Source organism: Roseibacterium elongatum DSM 19469, assembly GCF_000590925.1.
Taxonomy (GTDB): Bacteria; Pseudomonadota; Alphaproteobacteria; order Rhodobacterales; family Rhodobacteraceae; genus Roseibacterium; species Roseibacterium elongatum.
Window position 1 is genome coordinate 792,498 of the sequence record NZ_CP004372.1, and the last position, 22,785, is coordinate 815,282.

19 protein-coding genes and 3 pseudogenes are annotated in these 22,785 nt (G+C 66.2%); 15 read left to right on the forward strand and 7 right to left on the reverse strand.

Features of this window, described 5'->3' with window-relative positions:
- Window positions 1-25: 25 nt before the first annotated feature.
- On the reverse strand, window positions 26-220 hold the full coding sequence (locus tag ROSELON_RS03825) for a DUF1674 domain-containing protein (RefSeq protein ID WP_025311112.1): 195 nt from the start codon (window positions 218-220) through the stop codon (window positions 26-28).
- Between the two features lie 183 nt (window positions 221-403).
- Here ROSELON_RS03825 and ROSELON_RS03830 point away from each other — a divergent pair, with 183 nt between their 5' ends.
- From ROSELON_RS03830 to ROSELON_RS03870, 9 genes and pseudogenes are all read left to right on the forward strand, one after another.
- Window positions 404-1,654 carry an RsmB/NOP family class I SAM-dependent RNA methyltransferase gene (locus ROSELON_RS03830; protein WP_038650887.1) on the forward strand — a complete coding sequence of 417 codons (1,251 nt, stop codon included), beginning with the start codon at window positions 404-406 and terminating at the stop codon, window positions 1,652-1,654.
- A 61-nt stretch (window positions 1,655-1,715) separates the two neighbouring features.
- Window positions 1,716-3,491: a heparinase II/III family protein gene (locus ROSELON_RS03835; RefSeq protein ID WP_025311114.1), complete on the forward strand. Its 1,776-nt coding sequence runs from the start codon at window positions 1,716-1,718 to the stop codon at window positions 3,489-3,491.
- A gap of 25 nt (window positions 3,492-3,516) precedes the next feature.
- The gene (gene purH, locus ROSELON_RS03840; protein ID WP_025311115.1) at window positions 3,517-5,103 is read left to right on the forward strand and encodes a bifunctional phosphoribosylaminoimidazolecarboxamide formyltransferase/IMP cyclohydrolase; all 1,587 of its coding nucleotides are present in this window, start codon (window positions 3,517-3,519) and stop codon (window positions 5,101-5,103) included.
- Between the two features lie 24 nt (window positions 5,104-5,127).
- Window positions 5,128-5,601, forward strand: a complete 474-nt coding sequence (gene lspA, locus ROSELON_RS03845) for a signal peptidase II (RefSeq protein ID WP_025311116.1) — start codon at window positions 5,128-5,130, stop codon at window positions 5,599-5,601.
- Window positions 5,602-5,651: 50 nt separating this feature from the next.
- Entirely contained in the window at window positions 5,652-6,158 is a 507-nt protein-coding gene (locus tag ROSELON_RS03850) for a DUF3035 domain-containing protein (RefSeq protein WP_025311117.1), read from the forward strand.
- Between the two features lie 115 nt (window positions 6,159-6,273).
- A pseudogene (locus tag ROSELON_RS03855) lies at window positions 6,274-7,625 on the forward strand (M16 family metallopeptidase).
- Window positions 7,622-8,944, forward strand: a complete 1,323-nt coding sequence (locus ROSELON_RS03860) for a M16 family metallopeptidase (protein WP_038650148.1) — start codon at window positions 7,622-7,624, stop codon at window positions 8,942-8,944. The pseudogene ROSELON_RS03855 and the gene ROSELON_RS03860 overlap by 4 nt, the downstream one beginning before the upstream one ends.
- 67 nt (window positions 8,945-9,011) lie before the next feature.
- A pseudogene (gene mutL / locus ROSELON_RS03865) lies at window positions 9,012-10,872 on the forward strand (DNA mismatch repair endonuclease MutL).
- The gene (locus ROSELON_RS03870) at window positions 10,869-12,200 is read left to right on the forward strand and encodes a DNA recombination protein RmuC (RefSeq protein ID WP_025311119.1); all 1,332 of its coding nucleotides are present in this window, start codon (window positions 10,869-10,871) and stop codon (window positions 12,198-12,200) included. The pseudogene mutL and the gene ROSELON_RS03870 overlap by 4 nt, the downstream one beginning before the upstream one ends.
- 35 nt (window positions 12,201-12,235) lie before the next feature.
- On the opposite strand, the gene ROSELON_RS03875 is transcribed toward ROSELON_RS03870, so the two are convergent.
- The 3 genes from ROSELON_RS03875 to ROSELON_RS03885 all read right to left on the reverse strand — a co-directional run bounded on the left by ROSELON_RS03875 (window position 12,236) and on the right by ROSELON_RS03885 (window position 14,506).
- Entirely contained in the window at window positions 12,236-12,688 is a 453-nt protein-coding gene (locus ROSELON_RS03875; RefSeq protein ID WP_025311120.1) for a GAF domain-containing protein, read from the reverse strand.
- A 66-nt stretch (window positions 12,689-12,754) separates the two neighbouring features.
- Window positions 12,755-13,174, reverse strand: a complete 420-nt coding sequence (locus ROSELON_RS03880) for a hypothetical protein (RefSeq protein ID WP_025311121.1) — start codon at window positions 13,172-13,174, stop codon at window positions 12,755-12,757.
- 153 nt (window positions 13,175-13,327) lie between these two features.
- Window positions 13,328-14,506, reverse strand: coding sequence for a thiolase family protein (locus ROSELON_RS03885; RefSeq protein ID WP_025311122.1), 1,179 nt, complete (start codon window positions 14,504-14,506; stop codon window positions 13,328-13,330).
- 81 nt (window positions 14,507-14,587) lie between these two features.
- Between ROSELON_RS03885 and ROSELON_RS03890 the strand changes: the two genes are divergently transcribed.
- From ROSELON_RS03890 to ROSELON_RS03900, 4 genes and pseudogenes are all read left to right on the forward strand, one after another.
- Window positions 14,588-14,932 (forward strand): STAS domain-containing protein, encoded by a 345-nt coding sequence (locus ROSELON_RS03890; RefSeq protein WP_025311123.1) that lies wholly within the window; start codon window positions 14,588-14,590, stop codon window positions 14,930-14,932.
- Window positions 14,933-14,939: 7 nt separating this feature from the next.
- Window positions 14,940-15,221: pseudogene (locus tag ROSELON_RS19170) on the forward strand (ATP-binding protein); the annotation flags it as partial.
- A gap of 4 nt (window positions 15,222-15,225) precedes the next feature.
- The gene (locus ROSELON_RS18620; RefSeq protein ID WP_245605407.1) at window positions 15,226-15,411 is read left to right on the forward strand and encodes an ATP-binding protein; all 186 of its coding nucleotides are present in this window, start codon (window positions 15,226-15,228) and stop codon (window positions 15,409-15,411) included.
- Between the two features lie 255 nt (window positions 15,412-15,666).
- On the forward strand, window positions 15,667-17,250 hold the full coding sequence (locus ROSELON_RS03900; RefSeq protein ID WP_025311125.1) for a gamma-glutamyltransferase family protein: 1,584 nt from the start codon (window positions 15,667-15,669) through the stop codon (window positions 17,248-17,250).
- Between the two features lie 36 nt (window positions 17,251-17,286).
- Here the strand turns inward: ROSELON_RS03900 and hspQ are convergent, their stop codons facing one another.
- Window positions 17,287-17,613, reverse strand: coding sequence for a heat shock protein HspQ (gene hspQ / locus ROSELON_RS03905; RefSeq protein ID WP_025311126.1), 327 nt, complete (start codon window positions 17,611-17,613; stop codon window positions 17,287-17,289).
- Between the two features lie 82 nt (window positions 17,614-17,695).
- Between hspQ and ROSELON_RS03910 the strand changes: the two genes are divergently transcribed.
- Together ROSELON_RS03910 and ROSELON_RS03915 are read left to right on the forward strand one after the other, a co-directional pair.
- Window positions 17,696-18,577 (forward strand): AEC family transporter, encoded by an 882-nt coding sequence (locus ROSELON_RS03910; protein ID WP_025311127.1) that lies wholly within the window; start codon window positions 17,696-17,698, stop codon window positions 18,575-18,577.
- 92 nt (window positions 18,578-18,669) lie between these two features.
- Window positions 18,670-19,248: a transglycosylase SLT domain-containing protein gene (locus ROSELON_RS03915; protein WP_025311128.1), complete on the forward strand. Its 579-nt coding sequence runs from the start codon at window positions 18,670-18,672 to the stop codon at window positions 19,246-19,248.
- A gap of 6 nt (window positions 19,249-19,254) precedes the next feature.
- Here ROSELON_RS03915 and ROSELON_RS03920 read toward each other — a convergent pair whose 3' ends face one another.
- Both ROSELON_RS03920 and ROSELON_RS03925 read right to left on the reverse strand, forming a co-directional pair.
- Window positions 19,255-19,851: an outer membrane lipoprotein carrier protein LolA gene (locus ROSELON_RS03920; protein WP_025311129.1), complete on the reverse strand. Its 597-nt coding sequence runs from the start codon at window positions 19,849-19,851 to the stop codon at window positions 19,255-19,257.
- Window positions 19,852-19,927: 76 nt separating this feature from the next.
- The gene (locus ROSELON_RS03925) at window positions 19,928-22,777 is read right to left on the reverse strand and encodes a DNA translocase FtsK (RefSeq protein ID WP_025311130.1); all 2,850 of its coding nucleotides are present in this window, start codon (window positions 22,775-22,777) and stop codon (window positions 19,928-19,930) included.
- Window positions 22,778-22,785: the final 8 nt, after the last annotated feature.

The window sequence follows — 22,785 nt, forward strand, 5'->3', positions numbered from 1 at the left end:
GCTTCCAAGCGGCGTGCATCTCGCGTCAGAAGTCGATGGCCAGGCCCTTCTTCTCCCAATCGCCGTAGCGCACGGGCTCGGGGCCATCGCGGCCGCCCAGTTCGGTGGGCAGGTCCAGCGCCTTGGCCTTCTTGCGCCGTGCCTCGGCCTCGGCCAGCGCGCGTTGCGCGGCCGGCGGCAGGTCGGGTTGTTTGTCGTGATCAGAGGGGGCGTCCACCATGGGCACGGCACTCCGGCTTGTGTGACTGTACGGGGTGATATACGCCTTGAGCCTTTCAGAACAAGCGCGAGCATCACCATGGCGACCGAAGGGCGCGGCAAGACAAGAAAGGGCGCGGGGAAGCGCCCCAAGCCGGGCCGCCGTCTGGCAAAACACGCCCCCCAATCACCTGATCGCAGCCTCGTGGCGCGGCAGGCCGCCCTGTCGATCCTCGATCAGGTGCTGCGCCGGAAGCGGATGCTGGCACACCTGCCGCAAGACCCCGGCCTGACCCCACCCGAAGCGGCCCGCGCCACGCGGCTGAGCCTGATGGTCCTGCGCCACCTGGAGCCTTTGGACGCGGTCATCGCCCGGTTCGTCGAGCGCAAACCGCAGCCGGCCGTGAACGCCTTGTTGCGCCTCGGAACCGCCGAATTGCTGATCGCCGGCGAAGAACCCCATGGCGTCGTCAACGCGATGGTCGCCCTGGCGCGCACAGGCCGCCGGACGGAACGGGGCGCCGGCCTGGTCAACGCGGTGCTGCGGCGCGTGTCCGAAGGGGGCGATGCGCTGTGGCAGGGCCATACCCCGCAACGGCTGCCGGGCTGGATCGGCGGGCCGATCAAGAAACGCTGGGGCACGGAGGTTTTGCGCGCCATCGAGGCCGCCCATGAACGCGGCGCCGCGATCGACATCACCGGCAAGGCCCCGGATGTCGACATCCCCAATGCCAAGCGCTTGCCCACCGGCAGCTTGCGGCTGAACGCGACGGGGCAGGTCAGCGCCCTGCCCGGTTTTTCCGCCGGCGCCTGGTGGGTCCAGGATGCCGCCGCCGCCCTGCCCGCGCGCCTGTTGGGCGATGTGGCGGGGCAGACGGTACTGGACATGTGCGCCGCGCCCGGCGGCAAGACATTGCAACTGGCGGCGGCAGGCGCGCAGGTCACCGCGCTGGATCTGTCGGACACCCGACTTGACCGCCTGCGGCAGAACCTCGTGCGCACCGGGCTGTCGGCCGAGATCGTCGTTTCGGATGCCTTGGACCATCACGGCGGCCCCTACGAGGCGATCCTGCTCGATGCCCCCTGTACGGCCAGCGGCACCTTGCGACGCCATCCCGACCTGCCCTTTGTCAAAAGCTGGACCGAGGTCGAACCGCTGACGCGGTTGCAGATGCGCCTGCTCGACCATGCGCTGAGGCTGCTCGCGCCGGGTGGCAAGCTTGTCTATTGCACCTGTTCTCTCTTGCCGGTCGAAGGCGAGCATCAGGTGGGCGCGGCCCTCAAACGGCACGACGATCTGTCGATCGTTCCGCTAGACCCCCAGACACTCGGCGGCGCGCCGGATTGGGCCAGCCCCGAGGGCGGGCTGCGCCTGCGCCCCGATCTCTGGCCCGAGCACGGGGGCCTTGACGGGTTCTACATGGCTTGCCTCACACGGGATGCGTCGACGGCGTGACTCTGCCCGTCGCCATCTGTATCCTGCCGGGAACGAAAAGGCAGAGCAGCACCGGGCCAGAATGTCCGACAGTCACCTGACAGATCCGACGCCCGCGGCGGCGCCGCGGCCCCGCCCGAGCACCAGCGGGCGTGTCGCCAACCGGCTGGCCGCCGTGCAGGCGGGCTTCGACCGGCGCGTGCGCGGCTTTCTCTGGCGGCCCGAGCCGCGGTTTCCGGGCTCGGCGGCGCGCGGACGGCAGTTCATGGCCGGGAACTATCGCCTTGGCGGCGCGCTGATCGAGGCCCACGGCCAAAGCCCATGGGACATCACCGCGCCCAATGACAGTTTCGAAGAGGGGTTGCACGGGTTCGATTGGCTCGACGATCTGGCGGCCATCGACGACGGTGAAGGGCGGAAAACCGCTCAGGCGTGGCTTTCGGGTTGGGTCCGCCGCTATGGGCGCGGCGCCGGTCTGGGCTGGACCCCCGATCTGACCGGGCGGCGACAGATCCGCTGGATCAGCCACGCCCTGTTCCTGCTGAACGGGATGGAATCCGCCGAGAGCCGCCGCTTCATGGCGTCGCTCGGACGGCAGGCGGGGTTCCTGTCGCGCCGTTGGCGCAGGGCCTCTCCCGGTCTGCCGCGGTTCGAGGCGCTGACCGGCCTGATCTATTCGGCCTGTACCCTGATGGGGATGGAATCCGACCTCGACCCCGCGCTAAAGGCGCTGGCACAGGAATGCGCGCAGGAGATCGACGCCTCGGGCGGGATCGTGACGCGCAACCCCGAGGAACTGCTCGAGGTGTTCGTGCTGCTGACATGGGTCATGCAGATCCTGTCGGACACCGGCAAGGAACCCGACCCGGCCGTGAACACCGCCATCGCCCGGATCGCGCCCACGCTGCGCAGCCTGCGCCATGTCGATGGTGGGCTGGTGCGTGCCCATGGCGGGGGGCGCGGCGCGCCCGGCCGGCTGGTCAGCGCCCTGGTGCAAAGCCGCGTGCGCCCCGCGCAGGTCAAGGGGTTGGCGATGGGATTTGCCCGGCTGGCCACCGACAATGTGTCGATCATCGTCGATGCCGCCTTGCCGATGCAGGGCCTCCGCAGTGCCAACGCCCATGCCAGCACCCTGGCCATGGAACTGACCAGCGGCTCCGAGCCCCTGATCGTCAGCTGCGGATCGGGCGCGCGCCTTGGCCCCGAGTGGCGGCGCGCGGGGCGGGCCACGCTCAGCCACTCGACCCTGTGCCTCGAGGGGTATTCCTCGTCCCGGCTGGCCCCGAAGGCCTCGCGCAATGCCCCCGAGAAACAGCCCTTCGCCGATGGCCCCAGCGATGTCGCGGTGCAGGAAAGCGACATGAAAAGCGCCCAGGGCGTTGCCATGTCGCATGACGGGTGGCGCAAGAGCCATGGCCTGATCCATCTGCGCAGCCTCACGCTCGAAGACAACGGATCGCTCTTGCGGGGCGAAGATGCACTGGCCGCCATGACCAGCGCCGATCGCCAGCGCCTTGATCGGGTCTATGCGCGCCTGCCGCATGGCTTGGGCGTCAAGTACACCGTGCGGTTCCACCTGCACCCCGATGTCGACGCCAAGGTCGACATGGGCGGCGCGGCGGTGTCGCTGACGCTGGCCTCGGGCGAAACCTGGGTCTTTCGACACACCGGGTCGGCGGAACTGGGCCTTCAGCCGTCCGTCTATCTCGATAGCGGGCGGCTGCGGCCGCGCGCGACAAAACAGATCGTTCTCACCGCGCGCATGAAGGGCTATGGCAATGTCATTGGCTGGAGCCTGGCGCGCCCAACCGCCTTTCTGCCCGCGCCCGTGGGCTTTGCCCGCGCCACGCCCGACTGACCGCGATTGACCCGAAGGACCCCCCATGACAACCGTGCCCCTGCGCCGCGCGCTGATTTCCGTTTCCGACAAGACCGGGCTTGAGGCCTTTGCCACCGCGCTGGCACAGCGTGGCGTCGAGGTCCTGTCGACCGGCGGCACGGCCAAGGCCCTGCGCGCCGCCGGCCTGACCGTCATCGACGTGGCCGAGGTCACCGGCTTTCCGGAGATGATGGATGGCCGGGTCAAGACGCTGCACCCCAAGGTGCATGGCGGTCTTCTGGCCCTGCGCGACAATCCCGCCCATGTCGCGGCGATGGAGGAGCACGGCATCGGCGGCATCGACCTGCTGGTCGTCAACCTCTATCCGTTCGAGGAAACCGTGGCCAAGGGCGCCGACTACGACACCTGCATCGAAAATATCGATATCGGCGGCCCCGCGATGATCCGCGCCGCGGCCAAAAACCACGCCCATGTGGCCGTGGTGGTGGACACCGCCGATTACGACGCCGTTTTGGCCGCGCTGGATGACCACGATGGCAGCACGCCCTATGCCCTGCGCCAAACCCTTGCGCAGACGGCCTATGCCCGCACCGCCGCCTATGACGCCGCGGTCTCAGGCTGGATGGCCGATGCGATCGGGGCCGAGACCCCGCGCCGCCGGGCGGTGGCGGGCACGCTCGCCCTTCCCCTGCGCTATGGTGAAAACCCGCACCAAAAGGCCGCGTTCTACACCGATGGCAGCGCGCGCCCCGGCGTCGCCACCGCCGTGCAGCATCAGGGCAAGGACCTGTCCTACAACAACATCAACGACACCGATGCCGCGTTCGAACTGGTGGCCGAGTTCAACCCCGCCGATGGCCCCGTCTGCGCCATCATCAAGCATGCCAACCCCTGCGGCGTGGCGCGCGGCGCGACGATGGCCGAGGCCTATGCCCGCGCCTTCGATTGCGACCGCACCAGTGCGTTTGGCGGGATCGTGGCGCTGAACCAGCCGCTCGATGCCGCCACCGCCGCCAAGATCGTCGAGATCTTCACCGAGGTCGTGATCGCCCCCGAGGCCAGCGACGAGGCCAAGGCGATCTTTGCCGCCAAGAAGAACCTCCGCCTGCTGACCACCGGTGGCCTGCCCAACCCCGCAGCACCCGCGCGCACGATCCGGCAGGTCTCGGGCGGGATGCTGATGCAGGACAAGGATACCGGACGGGTCGACGAGGAAGACCTGAAACCCGTCACCAGGCGACGCCCCAGTGCGGCCGAGATGTCGGACATGATCTTTGCCTGGTCGGTCGCCAAGCACGTCAAATCCAACGCCATCGTCTATGTGCGTGACGGCGCGACCGTCGGCATCGGCGCGGGCCAGATGAGCCGCGTGGACAGCTCGACCATCGCCGCCCTCAAGGCCGAGCGCATGGCCAAGGAATGTGGCCTGCCCGAGAGCCTGGCCAAGGGCTCGGTCGTGGCGTCGGACGCATTCTTTCCCTTTGCCGATGGCCTGCTGGCCGCGGCCGAGGCGGGCGCGACGGCGGTCATCCAGCCCGGCGGTTCCATGCGCGACGCCGAGGTGATCGCCGCCGCCGACGAGGCCGGGCTTGCCATGGTCTTCACCGGAATGCGGCACTTCCGCCATTGAGCGATCAACCGGAGCGGGCTGACCATGCGGCTACTCTATATTTCTGCGGTTTTCTGGTTCGTCCTGGATCAGGCCAGCAAATATGCCGTGCTTCATTGGGCCGGTCTGGCCGAGCGCGGCATCATCGAGGTGTTCCCCCCCTACCTCGTGTTTCATCTAGGCTATAACACCGGGATCAATTTCGGCCTCTTTGCCGGCGGCCCCGAGGCCACGCGTTATCTGCTGATCGGCATCGCGCTGGTCATCTCGGCCTGGTTGCTGTGGTGGGCCAGGAACGGGATGCATCGCGCGATCTCGTTTCTGTCAGCCGGCGCGGTGATCGGCGGGGCGCTGGCCAACACCATGGACCGCGCGTTGCAGGGGGCGGTGATCGATTTCCTGAACATGTCCTGTTGTGGCATCGACAACCCGTTTGCCTTCAACGTGGCCGATATCGCGATCGTGGGGGGCGCGATCGGCTTGCTCATCTTTGCCGATACCACAAAGATGACCCCGTGACGGACGGGCACGTTTGCGCTAGACCCATCCCCGCGCAAAGGAGGGACGGCATGACGCGTCTGACATCATCCGCGATTCTCGGGATTGCCCTGCTGGCCCTGGCGGCCTGCAGTGACAGGACCCCCACGCTGATGAACCTGACCAATACCGAGGCCGGGCCGGACGAGTTCTCGGTCGTGCCGAACGAGCCATTGCAGATCCCCGGCAACCTGCGCGAGCTGCCCACGCCCGCACCGGGTGCGCGGAACCTTGCCGATCCCGACCCCGAGGCGGACGCGATCGCGGCGCTTGGCGGCAACCCGGCGCGCGCGGCACGCGGCTCGAACACGCTGATGCAGCATGTGGGACGTTTTGGCATCAGTGCCGATATCCGGCCGACCCTTGCCGCCGAGGACGAGGAATTCCGCCGCCGCAACGATGGCCGCATCCTCGAACGGATGTTCGGCAGCACCGTGTATTTCCGCGCCTATCGCAGCATGTCGCTGGACCGCTACGCCGAGTTGGAGCGCCTGCGCCGTGCCGGTGTGCGCACCCCGACCGCGCCGCCCGCGCAGTAACGCCCCTGAAACCTCTTGCGCCGTAACGCTTGCGTCAGCACCGTTGATGCGGGGGCGCGGGCGCATATCTCATGCCTGTTACGCCATCAATCGGAGGATGCGCATGTTGCATCGCATGATCGCCGGGTTCGGACCCATGATTGCCGTCGTGCTTGCGCCTTTGGCGGCACTCGCGGCCGAGAACGTCACCGAATTAACGCTCGACAACGGGCTGGATGTCGTCGTGATCGAGGATCCCAACTCGCCAGCGGTCGTTCACATGCTTTGGTATCGCGCCGGCGCCGCCGACGAGCCCCCTGGCACATCGGGTGTGGCGCATTTTTTGGAACACCTGATGTTCAAGGCCACCGACGAGTTGGAAACCGGCGAATTCAGCCGCGTGGTCGAAGAAAACGGCGGGTCCGACAACGCCTTCACCAGTTGGGACTATACCGGCTATTTCCAGCGCGTCGCGTCGGATCGCCTGGGCCTGATGATGCAGATGGAGGCCGACCGCATGACCGATCTGCAGTTCAGCGCGGGCGAGGTGATGACGGAACGCAGCGTGATCCTGGAAGAGCGCGCGCAGCGAACCGATTCCAGCCCCGGCGGCCTTTTCAACGAACAGATGCGCGCTGCGCTGTATCTCAACCACCCCTACGGCATTCCGATCATCGGCTGGCGCCACGAGATGGAGGAGTTGGACCGCGACGATGCCATGGCCTTCTTCGGCAGCATTACGCGCCCAACAACGCCATCCTGATCGTGGCCGGTGGCGTGACCCCGGACGAGGTGCGCGCCCTGGCCCAGGAGCATTACGGCCCGATCCCCGCCAGCGCCGAGATCGCGCCGCGCGCCCGCCCGGCCGAGCCACCCCAGATCGCCGATCGTCGCATCGTGCTCGAGGATGAGCGCGTCGCAAACCCCTATGTATCCCGCAGCTACCTTGCCCCTGTGCGGCGCAGCGGTGCGCAGGAAGAAGCCGCGGCGCTGAGCCTTTTGGCCGAGATTCTCGGTGGGTCGGGCAGCACCTCGGTCCTGTCGCAAAAGCTGGAGGTCGAGGACCAGCGCTCGATCTACACCTCGGCCTTTTATGACGCGACCAGCCTCGATCCCTCGGGCTTTTCGGTGGTCAATGTTCCGCTTCCGGGCACCCCGCTGGACGAGGCCGAGGCCGATCTCGACCGGGTTCTGGCCAGTTTCCTTGAAACCGGCGTGGACCCCGAGCAATTCGCGCGCATCCAGTTCCAGATCCAGGCCGATGCGATCTATTCCGCCGACAATGCCCAGGGCCTTGCCCGGCGCTACGGCGTGGCCCTGACCAGCGGCCTGACGGTCGAGGACGTGCAAACCTGGCCGGATGTCCTGGCCGCGACGACCATCGACGACGTGATGGCGGCCGCCCGCCGCCTGTTCGAAGAGACCACCTCGGTCACGGGCTATCTGACCCGCCCCGAGTTGCCCGCCACCCAGGAGGTGACCCAATGATTCCGCGCCTGACCGGACTGTTTGCCGCGCTGGTCCTCTCGGCCACGGGCCCGGCCCACGCCACCCAGATCGACATCGAACAGGTCACGTCGCCCGGCGGTATCGAGGCCTGGCTGGTCGAGGATCACACGAACCCGTTCGTGGCCATCGAAATCTGGTTCAGCGGCGGCGCCTCGCTGGATGCCGAGGGCAAGCGCGGCGCGACCTACCTGATGACCGGCCTGCTGGAAGAGGGGGCTGGCGACATGGACGCCACCGCCTTTGCCCAGGCGGCCGAAGGCATGGCGGCAAGCTTCAGCTTCGATGTGTTTCGCGACGATCTGACGGTCAGTGCGCTGATGCTGACCGAAAATCGCGATGCCGCCGCCGATTTGCTGCGCGCCGCCCTGGTCGAGCCGCGCTTTGACGAGGACGCCATCGAACGCGTCCGCGGTCAGGTCCTGTCGATCATCGAGGGCAATTCGCGCGACCCGGACGATATCGCCGCGGCAACCTTCAACGCGCTCGCCTTTGGTGATCACCCCTATGGCACGTCGCTGGAAGGAACCGAAGACAGCGTGTCGGCCCTGACCCGGGCGGATATCGTCGCCGCGCATCGCGCCGTTCTGACCCGCGACCGTGTCGTCGTGGGGGCCGCCGGCGACATCACCGCCGAGGAACTGGGTCCCCTGATCGACCACCTGTTGGGCGACCTTCCCGAAACCGGCGCCGAGATGCCCGCCCCCAGCGAATGGCAGGCCGAGGGCGGGGTCACGGTGGTCGATTTCCCTTCGCCGCAATCGGTTGCGATCTTTGGACATGAGGGCATCGCGCGTGACGATCCCGACTTTTTTCCCGCCTTTGTCCTGAACCAGATCCTTGGCGGTGGCGGGTTCCAGTCGCGCCTCATGCGCGAGGTGCGCGTGGACCGCGGCCTGACCTATGGCATCGCGTCCTTCCTGTCGCTGGCCGATTACGGGCCGCGCATTGCCGGCCAGTTCTCGTCGTCCAACGATCTGGTGGCCGAGGCCATCGAGGTGACGCGCGCCCAATGGGCCGATCTGGCCGAGAACGGCGTCACGGCCGAGGAACTGGAGGCCGCGCAGCGCTACCTGACCGGGGCCTACCCGTTGCGTTTCGACGGCAACGGGCGGATCGCGGGTATCCTCGCCTCGATGCAGGCCGATGACATGCCGCTCGACTATATCGCGACCCGCAACGACCGGGTGAATGCCGTCACGCGAGACGATATCCGCCGGGTCGCCGCTCGTGTTCTGCGCCCCGAGGACCTGCATTTCGTCGTCGTCGGACGCCCCGAGGGGTTGGAAACCACCCAATAGGCACGACGGACGGTCGGCCAAAGCCGGCACTTTTCGAATCCCGCCGGGGCATGCTAGGTATCGTGGCATGCCCCTCGGTGACCCCAACATAAGCGACAACCGCCCTGTCATTCGACAGCTCGACGAAGCCGCGATCAACCGCATCGCGGCCGGTGAGGTCGTGGAACGCCCGGCCAGCGCGGTCAAGGAATTGGTCGAAAACGCCATCGACGCGGGCGCACGCCGGATCACGATTGAGGTCGCCCATGGCGGCAAGACGCTGATCCGCGTCACTGATGACGGGTGCGGGATGTCCGCCGCCGATCTTCCGCTGGCCCTCAGCCGGCATGCCACGTCCAAGATCGACGGCACCGACCTGCTGAATATCCAGAGCTTCGGGTTCCGGGGCGAGGCGCTGCCCTCGCTTGGGGCCGTTGGTCGGCTGACCCTGACCAGTCGGGTGGCGGGCCACGATGCCCACGAACTGCATGTCGTCGGGGGGGGCGTTGGGCCGGGTCAAACCCGCCGCCCTGACACGCGGAACCGTGGTCGAGTTGCGCGACCTGTTCCATGCCACCCCCGCCCGGCTGAAATTCCTGCGCTCGGACCGGGCCGAGATGCAGGCGATCGGCGATGTGGTCAAACGCCTCGCCATGGCCGAACCGGCCATCGGTTTCACCCTCAAGGACATGACCGACGCGCCGCGTGTCACCTTTCGGGTTGAGGCCGAACAGGGCGAGTTGTTCAGTGCCCTGCGCGCCCGTCTGGCCGCGGTTCTGGGCCGTGATTTTGCCGAGAACGCCCTGCCCATCGATGCGGAACGCGAGGGGTTGCGCCTGACCGGCTACGCGGCCTTGCCCACCTATTCGCGCGGCTCGGCCGTGGCGCAGTACCTGTTCGTCAATGGCCGCCCCGTGCGCGACAAGCTGTTGGTAGGGGCCTTGCGCGCCGCCTACATGGACTTCCTCAGCCGCGATCGCCACCCGGCGGCGGCCCTCTTCCTCGACTGCCCGCCCGAGAGGGTGGACGTGAACGTGCATCCCGCGAAATCCGAGGTGCGGTTCCGCGAACCCGGCATCGCGCGGGGCCTGATCGTCTCGGGCCTGCGTCACGCGTTGGCCGGGGCAGGGCACCGCGCCTCGACCACCGTTGCCGGCGCGACCCTCGGCACCTTTCGTCCGGAACCAAAGTGTGACACCCCGCGCGTCTACCAGATGGATCGGCGCGGTCGGGACAGGCCCGCGCCCACGACGCTCGCCGCCAACCGCGACTGGCAGGCCCCGAACGGGTTTTCGGAAAATCAACCCTTGTGGGAGGCCACGCCCTCGGCCCGGGTCGAGCCGCCGCCCGAGGACACGCAGGGTTTGCAGGACCGCCCCCTTGGGGCCGCCCGCGCGCAGCTTCATGAAAACTACATACTGGCCCAGACGCGCGATGGTCTGGTTCTGGTCGATCAGCACGCAGCGCACGAACGCCTCGTCTACGAACGGCTCAAGAGGCAAATGGCCGAAACCGGCGTTGCGCGGCAGGCCCTTTTGATCCCCGAGATCGTCAATCTCGGCGGCGACGCGGACCGTCTTTTGGACCGCGCGGCAGAGTTGGAACAGATGGGTCTGGTCATCGAAGCCTTCGGGCCGGGAACACTTGCCGTTCGAGAGACACCGGCCATCCTTGGCGAGATCAACGCCGAGGCGCTGCTGCGCGATGTGCTCGACGAATTGGACGACCTTGGCGATAGCCAGACGCTGCAATCCCGGATCGAGGCGATCCTCAGCCGCGTCGCCTGCCACGGATCGATCCGCTCGGGCCGCCGCATGAGCGCTGATGAGATGAACGCGCTTTTGCGCGAGATGGAGGCGACCCCCCATTCCGGCCAGTGCAACCATGGCCGCCCCACCTATGTCGAATTGAAACTCGGCGACATTGAAAGGCTTTTCGGCCGCACATGATCCAGATCGGTGACATCACGTTCGACCTGTCCGACCCGGCGACCCTCTGGCCGCTCTTGGCGGCGGCGGGCATTGTTCTGCTGGTCCTGTGGCTGCTGATCGCGGCGGCCAGCGGGGCGCGGCGGTCGATGGGCGCGATCGAGCATCTGGCGCGCGGGCAGGAACGGCTGGCCGAGCGCCTGCAGGCCACCTCGGACGGGCAGGCGCAGGCCAACTTGCAGATCATGCAGACGATGGAACTGCGCCTGTCCGAGGTGCAGGGCGCGATGGGCGACCGCATGCACGAGGCCGCCAACCGCCAGTCGCAGACCCTTGCCGCCTTGCAGGAACGGCTGAACGAACAGTTACACGTCAACGCCCTGAAACAGGGCAACGCCCTGTCGGATCTGCAAGAGCGGATGAACGAACAGATGGCGCAGACGGCGCTGAAACAGGCCGAGGTTCTGGCACAACTCAATCAGCGCATCGACAAGACCCTGGCCGGCAATGCCGAAAAGACCACCGAGTCGCTGACCAAACTGCAGGAACGGCTGGCCACCATCGACAAGGCGCAAACGAATATCGAAAAACTGTCCTCTGACGTTCTGGGCTTGCAGGATATCCTGTCGAACAAGCAACGGCGCGGCATGTTCGGGGAAATCCAGCTCAACGATATCGTATCGAACGCCCTGCCATCCGACAGCTATGCCCTGCAAACGACGCTTTCGAACGGCAAACGCGCCGATTGCCTGATCCTGTTGCCGAACCCGCCGGGCCCCATCGTCATCGATGCCAAGTTCCCGCTCGAGGCCTATGAAGCGCTGACCGCCGCCGACACACCCGACGCACAGCGCCGCGCCCTGCGTGACCTGGCCGCCGCCGTTCGGGTACATCTCAAGGCGATTTCAGAGAAATACATCATCGAAGGCGAAACCGCGGATGGTGCGCTGATGTTTCTGCCCTCCGAGGCGATCTATGCCGAATTGCACGCCCGCCTGCCCGAGGTGATCCGCGAAGGGTTCCATGCCCGCGTCTGGATCGTCTCGCCCACCACCTGCATGGCCACCCTCAACACCATGCGCGCCGTGATGAAGGACGCGCGCATGCGCGAACAGGCCGGCGAGATCCGAAAGGCTTTGAAACACCTGCATCGCGATGTCGAGATCATCGAGGAGCGGGCCGGCAAACTGGAAACGCATCTGCGCCAAGCCGGGGACGATGTTTCCGGCATCCTGACGGCCACCGCCCGCGCCGGGAAACGTGCCGAACGACTGGACAATTTCGATTTCGAAGAACTGTCGCCTGACCGAGGCGAGGCCGCCGACCTCGTCAAACTGCCCGGTCGCTGAGCCGAAAAATCTTCTAGAAGATTTTTCGGCCCGGATCAGAGCGATCCGAACACGTCTTTGAGGATGGTCTCGAGATGTGCCGCGTCGGTTTCGGTGAAGGCGTCCGGTTGGTCACTGTCGATATCGAGCACCGCGATCACGGCCCCACGAGAGTCGAAAACCGGGATCACCAATTCCGAGCGCGTCGATGACGCACAGGCGATGTGGCCGGGGAAGGCATCGACTTCGGGCACCAATTGGGTTTCGCCACTACGCGCCGCCGCGCCGCAGACACCACGATCGAAGGGGATAACAAGGCACCCATGCCCCCCTTGATAGGGGCCGATCTTGAGCAGACCGGGTTCCGTCACGCGGTAGAACCCCGTCCAGTCGAACTTGTCGTCCGAATGATGGATTTCGCAGGCCAAGGTGGCCATCAGCGCGACAGGATCGGTCTCGCCCTCGGTCAGGCTGGCGATTGTTTTGGATAGGGTCGCATAATCAGGCATGGGGCCTGATATCCGCCCCCCGCGCGGGCGACAAGGGCCTCGGCGCGGGGGAACGGTTTGCCCACGTCAGGCCCCGCGCGGCTGGGTTTCATTGCCCCGGATCAGAAAGAACAGTCCCCCGGCGGTGATCAGGGCCTGGAATTGCCACCCCAGCCAGCTTCCGCCGCCATAGACCACGGCGATCACCGCGATGGTCGAGGCCGCAACGGTGAAACCGCCCACGCGGGTCAGCAGATCGGCCGTCCAGTGCCGGTACAGCCCCCCAAGGATCAGGGCGGCCGGCGCCGCGAAATCGGCCAGTGTCGCCAGCGCGAAGGCCCAGACGGGGATGCCGAAGGCCTCGGCATTCGAGGCCATGCCACCATAAACCTTGAGCAGACCTTGGTTCACGAGGATTGCCGCAAGCGGAATACGCAGCATCCATTGACCCAGTCCGAAACGGGGCGCGCGTTCGGTGATCCGAACGAAATTGTCGATAACAGCCATTCGATTTCTCCGTCCTGTCATTTCAGGAATTTCTGAAATTTTCCTGCGGCAGGACGTAGACGCCGTGCGGCGGGGCTCAATCACGCCCAAGTAGCATTCTCGTGAATGCGGGACGGCGCCGGGCCGTTGCGACCGGAGAAACGATCCCGCCGGTCAGGGCCGTTCGATCGCGATGGCCGTCCCCTCGCCGCCGCCGATGCAGATCGCGGCGATCCCGCGTTTCAGGCCGCGCTTTTCGAGGGCATTGAGCAAGGTCACCATGATTCGGGCCCCCGACGCCCCGATCGGATGACCCAATGCGCAAGCCCCGCCATTCACGTTCATCCTGTCGCGCGCAACGCCAAGCTCGTGCATGAAGGCCATGGGCACGACGGCGAAGGCCTCGTTCACTTCCCACAGATCGACATCGTCGACGGTCCAGCCCAAACGCTCCATCAGCGTGCGCGCGGCCGGAACCGGGGCCGTGGGGAATTGCGAGGGGGCCTGTGCATGGCTGGCATGCCCAAGGATCCGCGCCCGAACCGGCAGGCCCTTGCTGTCGGCCACATCTGCGCGCGCCAGCACCAGAGCCGCGGCGCCATCGGAAATCGACGAGGAATTGGCCGGGGTAACCGTCCCGCCGTCGCGGAAGGCCGGTTTGAGATGCGGGATCTTTTCGGGGCGCGCATTGCCGGGCTGTTCATCGACGGACACGGTGGTGTCGCCCTTGCGGGTACGCAAGGTGACCGGCGCGACCTCGGTCTCGAAGGCCCCGCCGTCGATCGCGGCCAATGCATTCGACAGCGAGCCCAACGCATACTGGTCCTGCGCTTCGCGGGTGAACTGGAACGCCTCGGCGCAATCCTCGGCGAAGGTGCCCATCAGGCGCCCCTTGTCATAGGCATCTTCCAGACCGTCGAGGAACATGTGATCGAACGTTTTCTGGTGGCCGATCCGCGCCCCGCCACGCATGGCCGGCAGCAGGTAGGGTGCATTGGTCATGCTCTCCATCCCGCCGGCGATCATCACACCGGCCTGCCCCAGCGCCAGCCGGTCCCAGGCCAGCATCGCCGCCTTCATCCCCGAGCCGCACATCTTGTTGAGGGTGGTGGCCGGCACCTCTTCGCCAAGACCGGCCTTGAACCCGGCCTGTCGCGCGGGGGCCTGCCCCTGACCGGCGGGCAGAACGCAACCCATCAGCACCTCGTCCACATCGGCGCGCGACACCTGAGCCGCGTCGATCGCCGCAGCCATCGCTACGCCGCCCAGCTCGGGCGCGCTGACCCCTGACAGCGCCCCCTGAAAGCCCCCCATCGGTGTGCGGGCCGCCCCCACGATGACAACCTCTTCCATGCGCGTCCCCTCCCTGATGGATACGATTTGGCAAGACTTGTGCCCTAGCCTCTTAACAGAGCCGTTAGCGGGAGTGCACCGATGAATCTGAGTTTTGACCGTTGTGGGGAGGTCGGCATCGTCCGCGTTGAAAGCAACCGCATCGACGCCGGCGCCGCGATCCAGTTCAAGGATCGCTTTCGCGAGGTGATCGCCGGGGCGGAGAGCGACGTGATCCTTGACCTGTCGCAGGTGGAGTTCCTCGATTCCAGTGGCCTTGGGGCGGTCGTCGCGGCGCGCAAGCTGATGCCGACCGGCAAGGAACTGGGCCTGGCGGGCCTGACACCGGCCGTGGACAAGGTGATGCGTCTGACGCGCATGAATACGGTCTTCGAAATCCACCCCGATCTGCCCTCGGCGCTGGCCGCCCGTGGCACGGCCTCGTGACCGGCGGATGACCGACCGCGACGATGGCCCTGACGGGCCGCAACGACGGGACCAAACGCACAGGCAGCTGTCATTGCTGTCTCAGCCGGCCGAGGTGCGACGCACCCTTGACGCGATCGTGCAGCATCTGCGCGATGGCGACATTCCGAAAGACCGGATCGCCGACGCGCAGATCGTTCTGGGCGAGGTGCTGAACAACATCGTGGAACACGCCTATGACGGCGCGGCGGGTGAGGCCATTCTCATCGATCTCTGGTTGACCCACGCAGAGATCCGGTGTCGCATTCGCGATCATGGCCGGCCGATGCCATATGGACGCCTGCCATCGCCCACCCCCCCCGACCCTAGCCGGCCACGCAGCGACGGATCTGCCCGAAGGCGGGTTCGGCTGGCTGTTGATCCACCAGATTTCCACCGCGCTGACCTACCGCCGTGACGGCGGTGAAAACCGGCTTTCTCTGACTCTTCCGGCACGTTGAGCGGGAAAACCCCCGAAAATCGGCTGTTTGCCACGCCAAAGCCCCATTGTGTTCCCATCTCCGCCGCCATCGCCGGCGATAAGAGACTTGTAGCTGCAGAGGCTTCCCTCGGCGTCGTGCGTATCAAGCCCCCACCCAGTGCGCGGCGTCGAGGTACTCTGCAGCTTACGTTCCCTCCCGCCTTGTTGACCCGCACCTTGCCACCGCGCGCCGGTGGCTTAGGGTGCGTGCGGCATGACAAGAAGGGAGAGAGGGATGCGTGATTTCCACAAGCCGGGGCGATCGGCCGTGTTTGCCGAGAACGGCATTTGCGCCACGTCGCACCCGCTGGCTGCGCAAACCGCCGTGTCCATCCTGCAATCGGGTGGCAATGCGGTTGACGCTGCGATTGCCGGTGCGGTGTTGCTGGGCCTGTGCGAGCCGGCGATGACGGGCATTGGCGGGGATTGTTTCGTGCTGGTCAAACCCGCCGGATCGGACGAGATCCTGTCTCTCAACGGGTCGGGCCGGGCCCCGGCGGCCCTCAGCGGGGCGGCCCTGCGTGCGGCCGGCCATACCACCATGCCGGTTTTCGGCGATCCCGCCTCGGTCACCATTCCGGGGGCGGTTGACGCCTTTTGCACCCTTTCGGCCGATCACGGAAAGCTCGGCCTCGACGCCGTGCTGGCACCGACGATCCATTACGCCGAGGCCGGTGTTCCCGCCGCCCCGCGCGCCGCGTTCGACTGGCTCCACCACAGTGACAACATGACGCCCAAGGCGCGCGAGTTCTACCTTTTGAACGGCGCCGCGCCGAAACCGGGGCAGCTTTTTCGCCACCCCCAACAGGCCGAGGTCCTGCGCCGTGTCGCCGCCCAGGGCCGTGCCGGGTTTTACGAGGGCGAAGTGGCCGAGGATATGGTCACCTCGCTGCGCGCGCTTGGCGGTGTTCACACGCTCGAGGATTTCGCCGAAACGCGCTGCACCTACACCACCCCGATCAGCGGCACATACAAGGGGATCGAACTGGTCGAGCATCCGCCGAACGGCCAGGGCGCGACGGCAATCCTGCTCAACAACATCCTTGCGGAGTTCGACCTGCCGTCGATGGACCCGTTCGGCACCGCGCGCGCCCATATCGAGGCCGAGGCGACCAAACTGGCCTATGACGCGCGCGATCGATTCCTGTCGGACATGGATCACATGACGCGCCTGGCGCATATGCTCGATCCGTCCACGGCCAGGAAACTGGCCGCCCTGATCGACCCGGCCCGCGCCATGCCCAGTGCCAAACCCCTGACCGAGGCCGTGCACAAGGAAACGATCTATCTGACCATGGTGGACCGCGACCGCATGGCGGTCTCGCTGATCTACTCGGTGTTCAAGGATTTCGGCTCGGGCATCGCCTCGGACAAGTTCGGCATCCTGTTCCAGAATCGCGGCGCGGGCTTCACTCTCGAAGACGGGCACCCGAACGAGGCGAATGGCGGCAAGCGCCCGATGCACACGATCATCCCGGCCATGCTGCGCCAGAACGGGCGCGTCGTCTTGCCCTTCGGCGTCATGGGCGGTCAGTACCAATCGACCGGGCATGCGCGCTTCGTGACCAATGTCGTCGATTACGGCATGTCCCCGCAGGAGGCGATCGACGCCCCCCGCTGCTTTAGCGAGTATGGCGACATGAAGGTCGAAACGGGTTATTCCGATAAGGTTCGTCAGGAGCTGGCCGATTTGGGCCACAGCGTCTCGACCCCGCAAGTGGGCATCGGCGGCGCGCAGGCCATCCGCATCGACCATGATCTTGGCGTTCTCGAGGGCGGGTCCGACCCGCGCAAGGACGGGATCGCCCTGGGCTACTGACGGAGCGGGCCGGCGCGTGGCACCTCCGCGCGTCGGTCAGTTCAACTGATATTCCAGCGGGTAGCGCCCATTGCGGAACTCACCGAACAGATCGGGCAGGTCCGGGTGATCGACCGGTTCGCCGGTCTCGTCGGGAACGAGGTTCTGTTCCGACACATAGGCCACGTAATAGGTCTGATCGTTTTCGGCCAGCAGGTGGTAAAAGGGCTGCCCCTTGGCCGGCCGCGCCTCTTCGGGGATGGCATCGTACCATTCTTCGGTATTGGCAAACTCGGGGTCGATATCGAAGATCACGCCGCGAAAGGGATGCTTCCGGTGACGGACCACCTGGCCGATGTTGTATTTTGCGAATGTCTTAAGCATGGCATAGGCCCCCTAACTTCTCCCTAACGAAAGGCCGGGGGCCTTGTCCATGCGAACGGGCAAATTCTAAAGGAAACAGATTGTGGAACTTGCCCTGACAGTGGCGCGCGTGGTCGCGCCGGTGCTGATTTTGGCAGGCATCGGCTATGGTTGGCGGCGGGCCGGCTACGACTATCCGACCGAGTTCGTGACCCGCCTCGTCATGACCCTGGCCGTGCCCTGTCTGATCTTCACCGCCCTGATGCAGACCCAGATCGCGCCCGCGGCGCTGACCGCCCTCAGCCTGGCCGCCGTGTCGGCCTATGGGCTTGTGATCGTCGCCATGTGGGCGCTGATCGCGGTCTTCCGGCTCGATCGCGCCAGTCTTTTGGCGCCACTGGTCTTTGGCAACACGGGCAATATCGGCCTGCCGCTGGCGCTGTTCGCCTTTGGCGAGACGGGGCTGGGTCTGGCCGTCGTGGTCTTTGCCGTGATGGCGTTGCTCACCTTCACGGTGGGGCTTTGGATGGTCGCGGGCACCGCAAACCCGACGCGGGTCCTGCGCGAGCCGATCCTTTACGGCACGATTCTGGGGGCGCTGTTCCTGTGGCAGGGTTGGCAAACCCCGGTCTGGCTGACCAACACGCTGGACCTGATCGGGCAACTGGCCGTGCCGCTCATGCTGATCACACTGGGTGTCGCGGTGGCCCGCCTGCGTCCGGGCCGCATCGCGCAAGCGCTGTGGCTGTCGGCGGTGAAATTCGTGGCCTGCCTGGCGGCTGCCCTGGCCGCCGGGTGGTATTTCACGCTCGACCCTGTCGCCCTGGCCGTGCTGATCGTGCAGATGGTCACGCCGGTGGCCGTCACGTCCTATCTGTTGGCCGAACGCTACGAGGTGGACGCCGACGCCGTTGCCGGGCTTGTCGTCGTCTCGACCCTGATGGCGGTGGTCACCCTGCCCATCACATTGTCGTTTCTTCTGTGACCCAGCGGCAGCGCCGCTGTTTCCCCAAGCGCGCATTTCGCGTATGGTGCCTAACAACAAGCCCGAACGGGCCACAAAGCCGAGCAGACATCATGAAGAAAGCGATTGCCGCAATTTGCGTCATCGGTGCATTGGCGGGCTGTGGGGCCCGCGAGTTTTCCGCGCCGCGCAACCTCGACAATGCCTGCGACCTGGCGGATGAGCGCCCGGCCTACATGCGGGCGATGCGCCGGGCCGAGCGCGAATGGGGTGTGCCTGTGCATGTCCAGATGGCCACATTCCATCAGGAAAGCCGTTTCGTCGGCGATGCCCGCCCGCCGCATGTCTACGCGCTCGAGGTCATTCCCATGGGCCGCATGTCCTCGGCCTTTGGCTACAGCCAGGCGCTGGACGGCACGTGGCAGGAATACCTGCGCGATACCCGCAACCGCCGGGCCCGGCGCGACGACATCCGCGACGCCACGGATTTCATGGGCTGGTACATGAACCTCAGCCGCGAGCGCAACGGCATCGCGCTGGAAGATGCCCGAAACCAGTACCTCGCCTATCACGAAGGGCATGCCGGCTATCGGCGGCAAAGCTATCGCGCGAAGCCGTGGCTCATGCGCGTGGCCGACCGCGTCGCCCAGCGCGCCGCCATCTACGAGGCGCAACTGGCCAACTGTCGCTGATCGCGGTCAATCGCCCTCGCGGCGCCGGATCTCATGGGTGATGTTGAACTGGATCAGCGGAATCTCCGCCCCCTGTTCGAGGGCCCCCAGGATCACCGTGGTTTCCGCCCCGGTATCGTCGCGCACGATCCATTGCCGCAGCTCGGTCGGGTCGGGCGTGAACACCATCGTCAGTGACCCGATCTCGGGGCGGTCGGGGTCTTGGGCGACGACGCGGGTCGTGGTTCCGTCATAGGCATGAGAGACCACCATGTCCGAACGTCCCAGATCGACCTCGGCGGCCAGGATGATCGACAGGGGCGTTTCACGCAGCGGGTACTGTTCAGGCCGGGCGTTAGAGCGGCCGTCGAAAATGGCCACCTGCTGACCGCCTGCCATCACCAGCAAATCGTCATCGGCATATTCGAACCGCATGTTGCCGGGCCGCCGCAGATAGACATGGCCGGTCGAAACGCTGCCATCGTCGTTGATCTGGGTGAAATCCGCCTCGGCGGTCGTGATGGCGTTCAGATACCGCGACAACTCGCGCAGCGGGATCTGATCGGCCATGACTGGGGCGGACAGCGCAAGGACGAGCGCGAGGGAAAGGGAAACCTGTTTCATGAGAACTATCTAGGGGTGTGCACGGGCCATGGCAAAGCCCCTGCAACGCGCGCTCTCGGCTTTGTCATCACGCGGCTCATTCCTGCTCGGGGACGAGGATCTCGCGCTTGCCGACATGGTTGGCCGCCGAAACGAGGCCCTGTTCCTCCATCTGTTCGACCAGCCGCGCGGCCTTGTTATAGCCGATCCCCAGCTTGCGCTGGATATACGAGGTCGAGCATTTGCGGTCCTTGATCACGATGGCGACGGCCTGGTCGTAAAGGGCATCCTCGCCATTGGTGTTGCCCCCCGTGTTCAGGCCCAGCACCGCATCGATATCGCTTTCGCGATCCTCATCCGGGCCGTCCAGAACGCTGGCGGCATAATCCGGCGGGCCAAAGCTCTTGAGGTGGCGGACGATTTCCTCGACCTCTTCGTCGCTGACGAAGGGCCCGTGTACGCGCGTGATCTTCGATCCGCCCGCCATGTACAGCATGTCGCCCATGCCCAGAAGCTGCTCGGCCCCCTGCTCGCCCAGGATGGTGCGGCTGTCGACCTTCGAGGTGACGTGGAAACTGATCCGCGTCGGGAAGTTCGCCTTGATCGTGCCGGTGATGACATCGACCGACGGGCGCTGCGTCGCCATCACAAGGTGGATGCCCGAGGCCCGCGCCATTTGCGCAAGGCGCTGGATACAGGCCTCGATCTCCTTGCCGGCGACCATCATCAGGTCGGCCATCTCGTCGACGATCACCACGATGTAGGGCATCTTCTCGGGCGCGAATTCCTCGGTCTCGAAGATCGGATCGCCGGTGTCGTCGTCAAAGCCGGTCTGAACGGTGCGGCTGAACATCTCGCCCTTGGACAGCGCATCGGCGACGCGGCCATTGTAGCCGTCGATGTTGCGAACGCCCATCTTCGACATCTTGCGATACCGCTCTTCCATCTCGGCCACGACCCATTTCAGGGCGACGACCGCCTTTTTCGGGTCGGTCACGACCGGCGACAGAAGATGCGGAATGCCGTCATAGACGCTGAGTTCCAGCATCTTGGGGTCGATCATGATCATCCGGCAATCCTCGGGCGGCAGCTTGTACAGCAGGCTGAGGATCATGGTGTTGATCGCCACGGATTTGCCCGAGCCGGTCGTGCCCGCGATCAGCAGGTGGGGCATCTTGGCCAGGTTCGCGACAATGGGTTCGCCGCCGATATCCTTGCCCAGCGCCAGTGGCAGTTTCTGCGTGCCGTCGCCGAACTCACGGCTGGCCAGGATCTCGCGCAGAACGACCTTTTCGCGGTGCTGGTTGGGCAGTTCGATACCGATGACCGACCGGCCCGGCACGGTCGACACCCGCGCCGACAGGGCCGACATCGACCGGGCGATATCGTCGGCCAACCCGATGACGCGGCTGGCCTTGAGGCCCGGCGCCGGTTCCAACTCGTACATGGTGACGACGGGGCCGGGGCGGACGCTGACGATCTCGCCCTTCACACCGTAATCGTCCAGCACGGTTTCCAGCATCCGCGCGTTTTCCTCCAGCGCCTCGTCGCTGAGGTGATGTCGCTGGATCGTGTCGGGGTTGGTCAGCAGGGTCAGCGGCGGGTATTCGAACACCTCCGCCTGTGGCTGCAGCGGCAGGGTGGGCTGGGCCTCGGCCACCGCGCGGCGCGACGGGGTGGCCTGACGCTTCATCGCATGCTGCACGACACGACGCTGCAACTCGGTCGGGGCTGCGGATTTGGCCGGCGCGGCCGGCGCCGCGGACTCGTCATGGAACAGGTTGATATCGTCCAGACCGTTGTCATCGACCAGACCGGGATCGGGCGCGGTCGCGTGCGAGGCCGTCAGGGGCGGTTCCGCCCGCAGGGCCGGCGAGGCGGCCACAGCCGGACCAGCCTGCAAGCGGCGCTGCGCGGCGGCAGTCACCGGGCTGGGCCGGCGGACCCGGTTGCGGATCACATCCGAGATGCGCGCGCGAATGCGATCCTCGTCCGGGGCTTCGATTTCGGAGGCGGCCTGCGGCACACGTTCGGGCAATTCGGGCTCCAGGTCTTCGGGCTCGGGCTCGCGCGGGCGCAAAAGCGGCATCCGCGACAGGAGGCCAGCAGACCGGCGCAGGGGCGGCTCGGCCTCGGGTCGGGCGGCAACCGCGTCATGTGGATCATCGGAATGGGGGGCGCGACGCTCGGCATACCCGCGTGGCGCGTCCTCGGCGGGCGCGCCCATGGCGAAACCACCGTCGGCGCGCCGCGCCGCGCGCGCGTCGCGCAGTTGCGACGCCACCTGACCGGCCCCGCGGCCCAGCCCCCGCAAACTGGTCGACAGCATCGCGCCAGAGGCCAGCAACCCAAGGATCAGAAAGCGCAGCGCGGCGCGCATCTCGGCCCGACTGGTGCCGATCACATAAAGCATGAGGCCAAGACCGGCGACAAACGCCAGACCGGCCACAAGCTTCAGCCCGGCCTGAGGCGGCATCGGCAGCGCATTCAGCACGGCCCCCAGCACCGTGTCACCGAACAGCCCGCCAAGACCGAAACTGTGGGTCCAGTCCTCGGCCGGGACATGGCTGGCGGCGTAGATCGAGGCCAGCGCCAGTACGATCGGCAGAAACATCAACCGACCCAGGGCGCGATGCTCGCCCAGATGCAGAACGAACCGCAGCCCCCAGGCGAAACAGGCCACCGGCAGGATCAGGGCGCCATAGCCCACGATCATCATCGCAATCGCCGCGACCGTGGCCCCCGTCCGCCCCATCAGGTTTTGCGGCAGGGCATCGGTGGCGGCCATCCAGTTGGGATCTTCCGGCGCGTAGGAGACCAGCATCGCCGTCAAAACGGCCCCCAGCCCCAGCAGGACCACACCCACCAGTTCTTGGCCACGGCGCACAAGTGCCGCTTGTGTCTGGTCATCCAGCAGGGGGTCACGCTGTCGCGTCTGATAAGCCATCCAGTGTC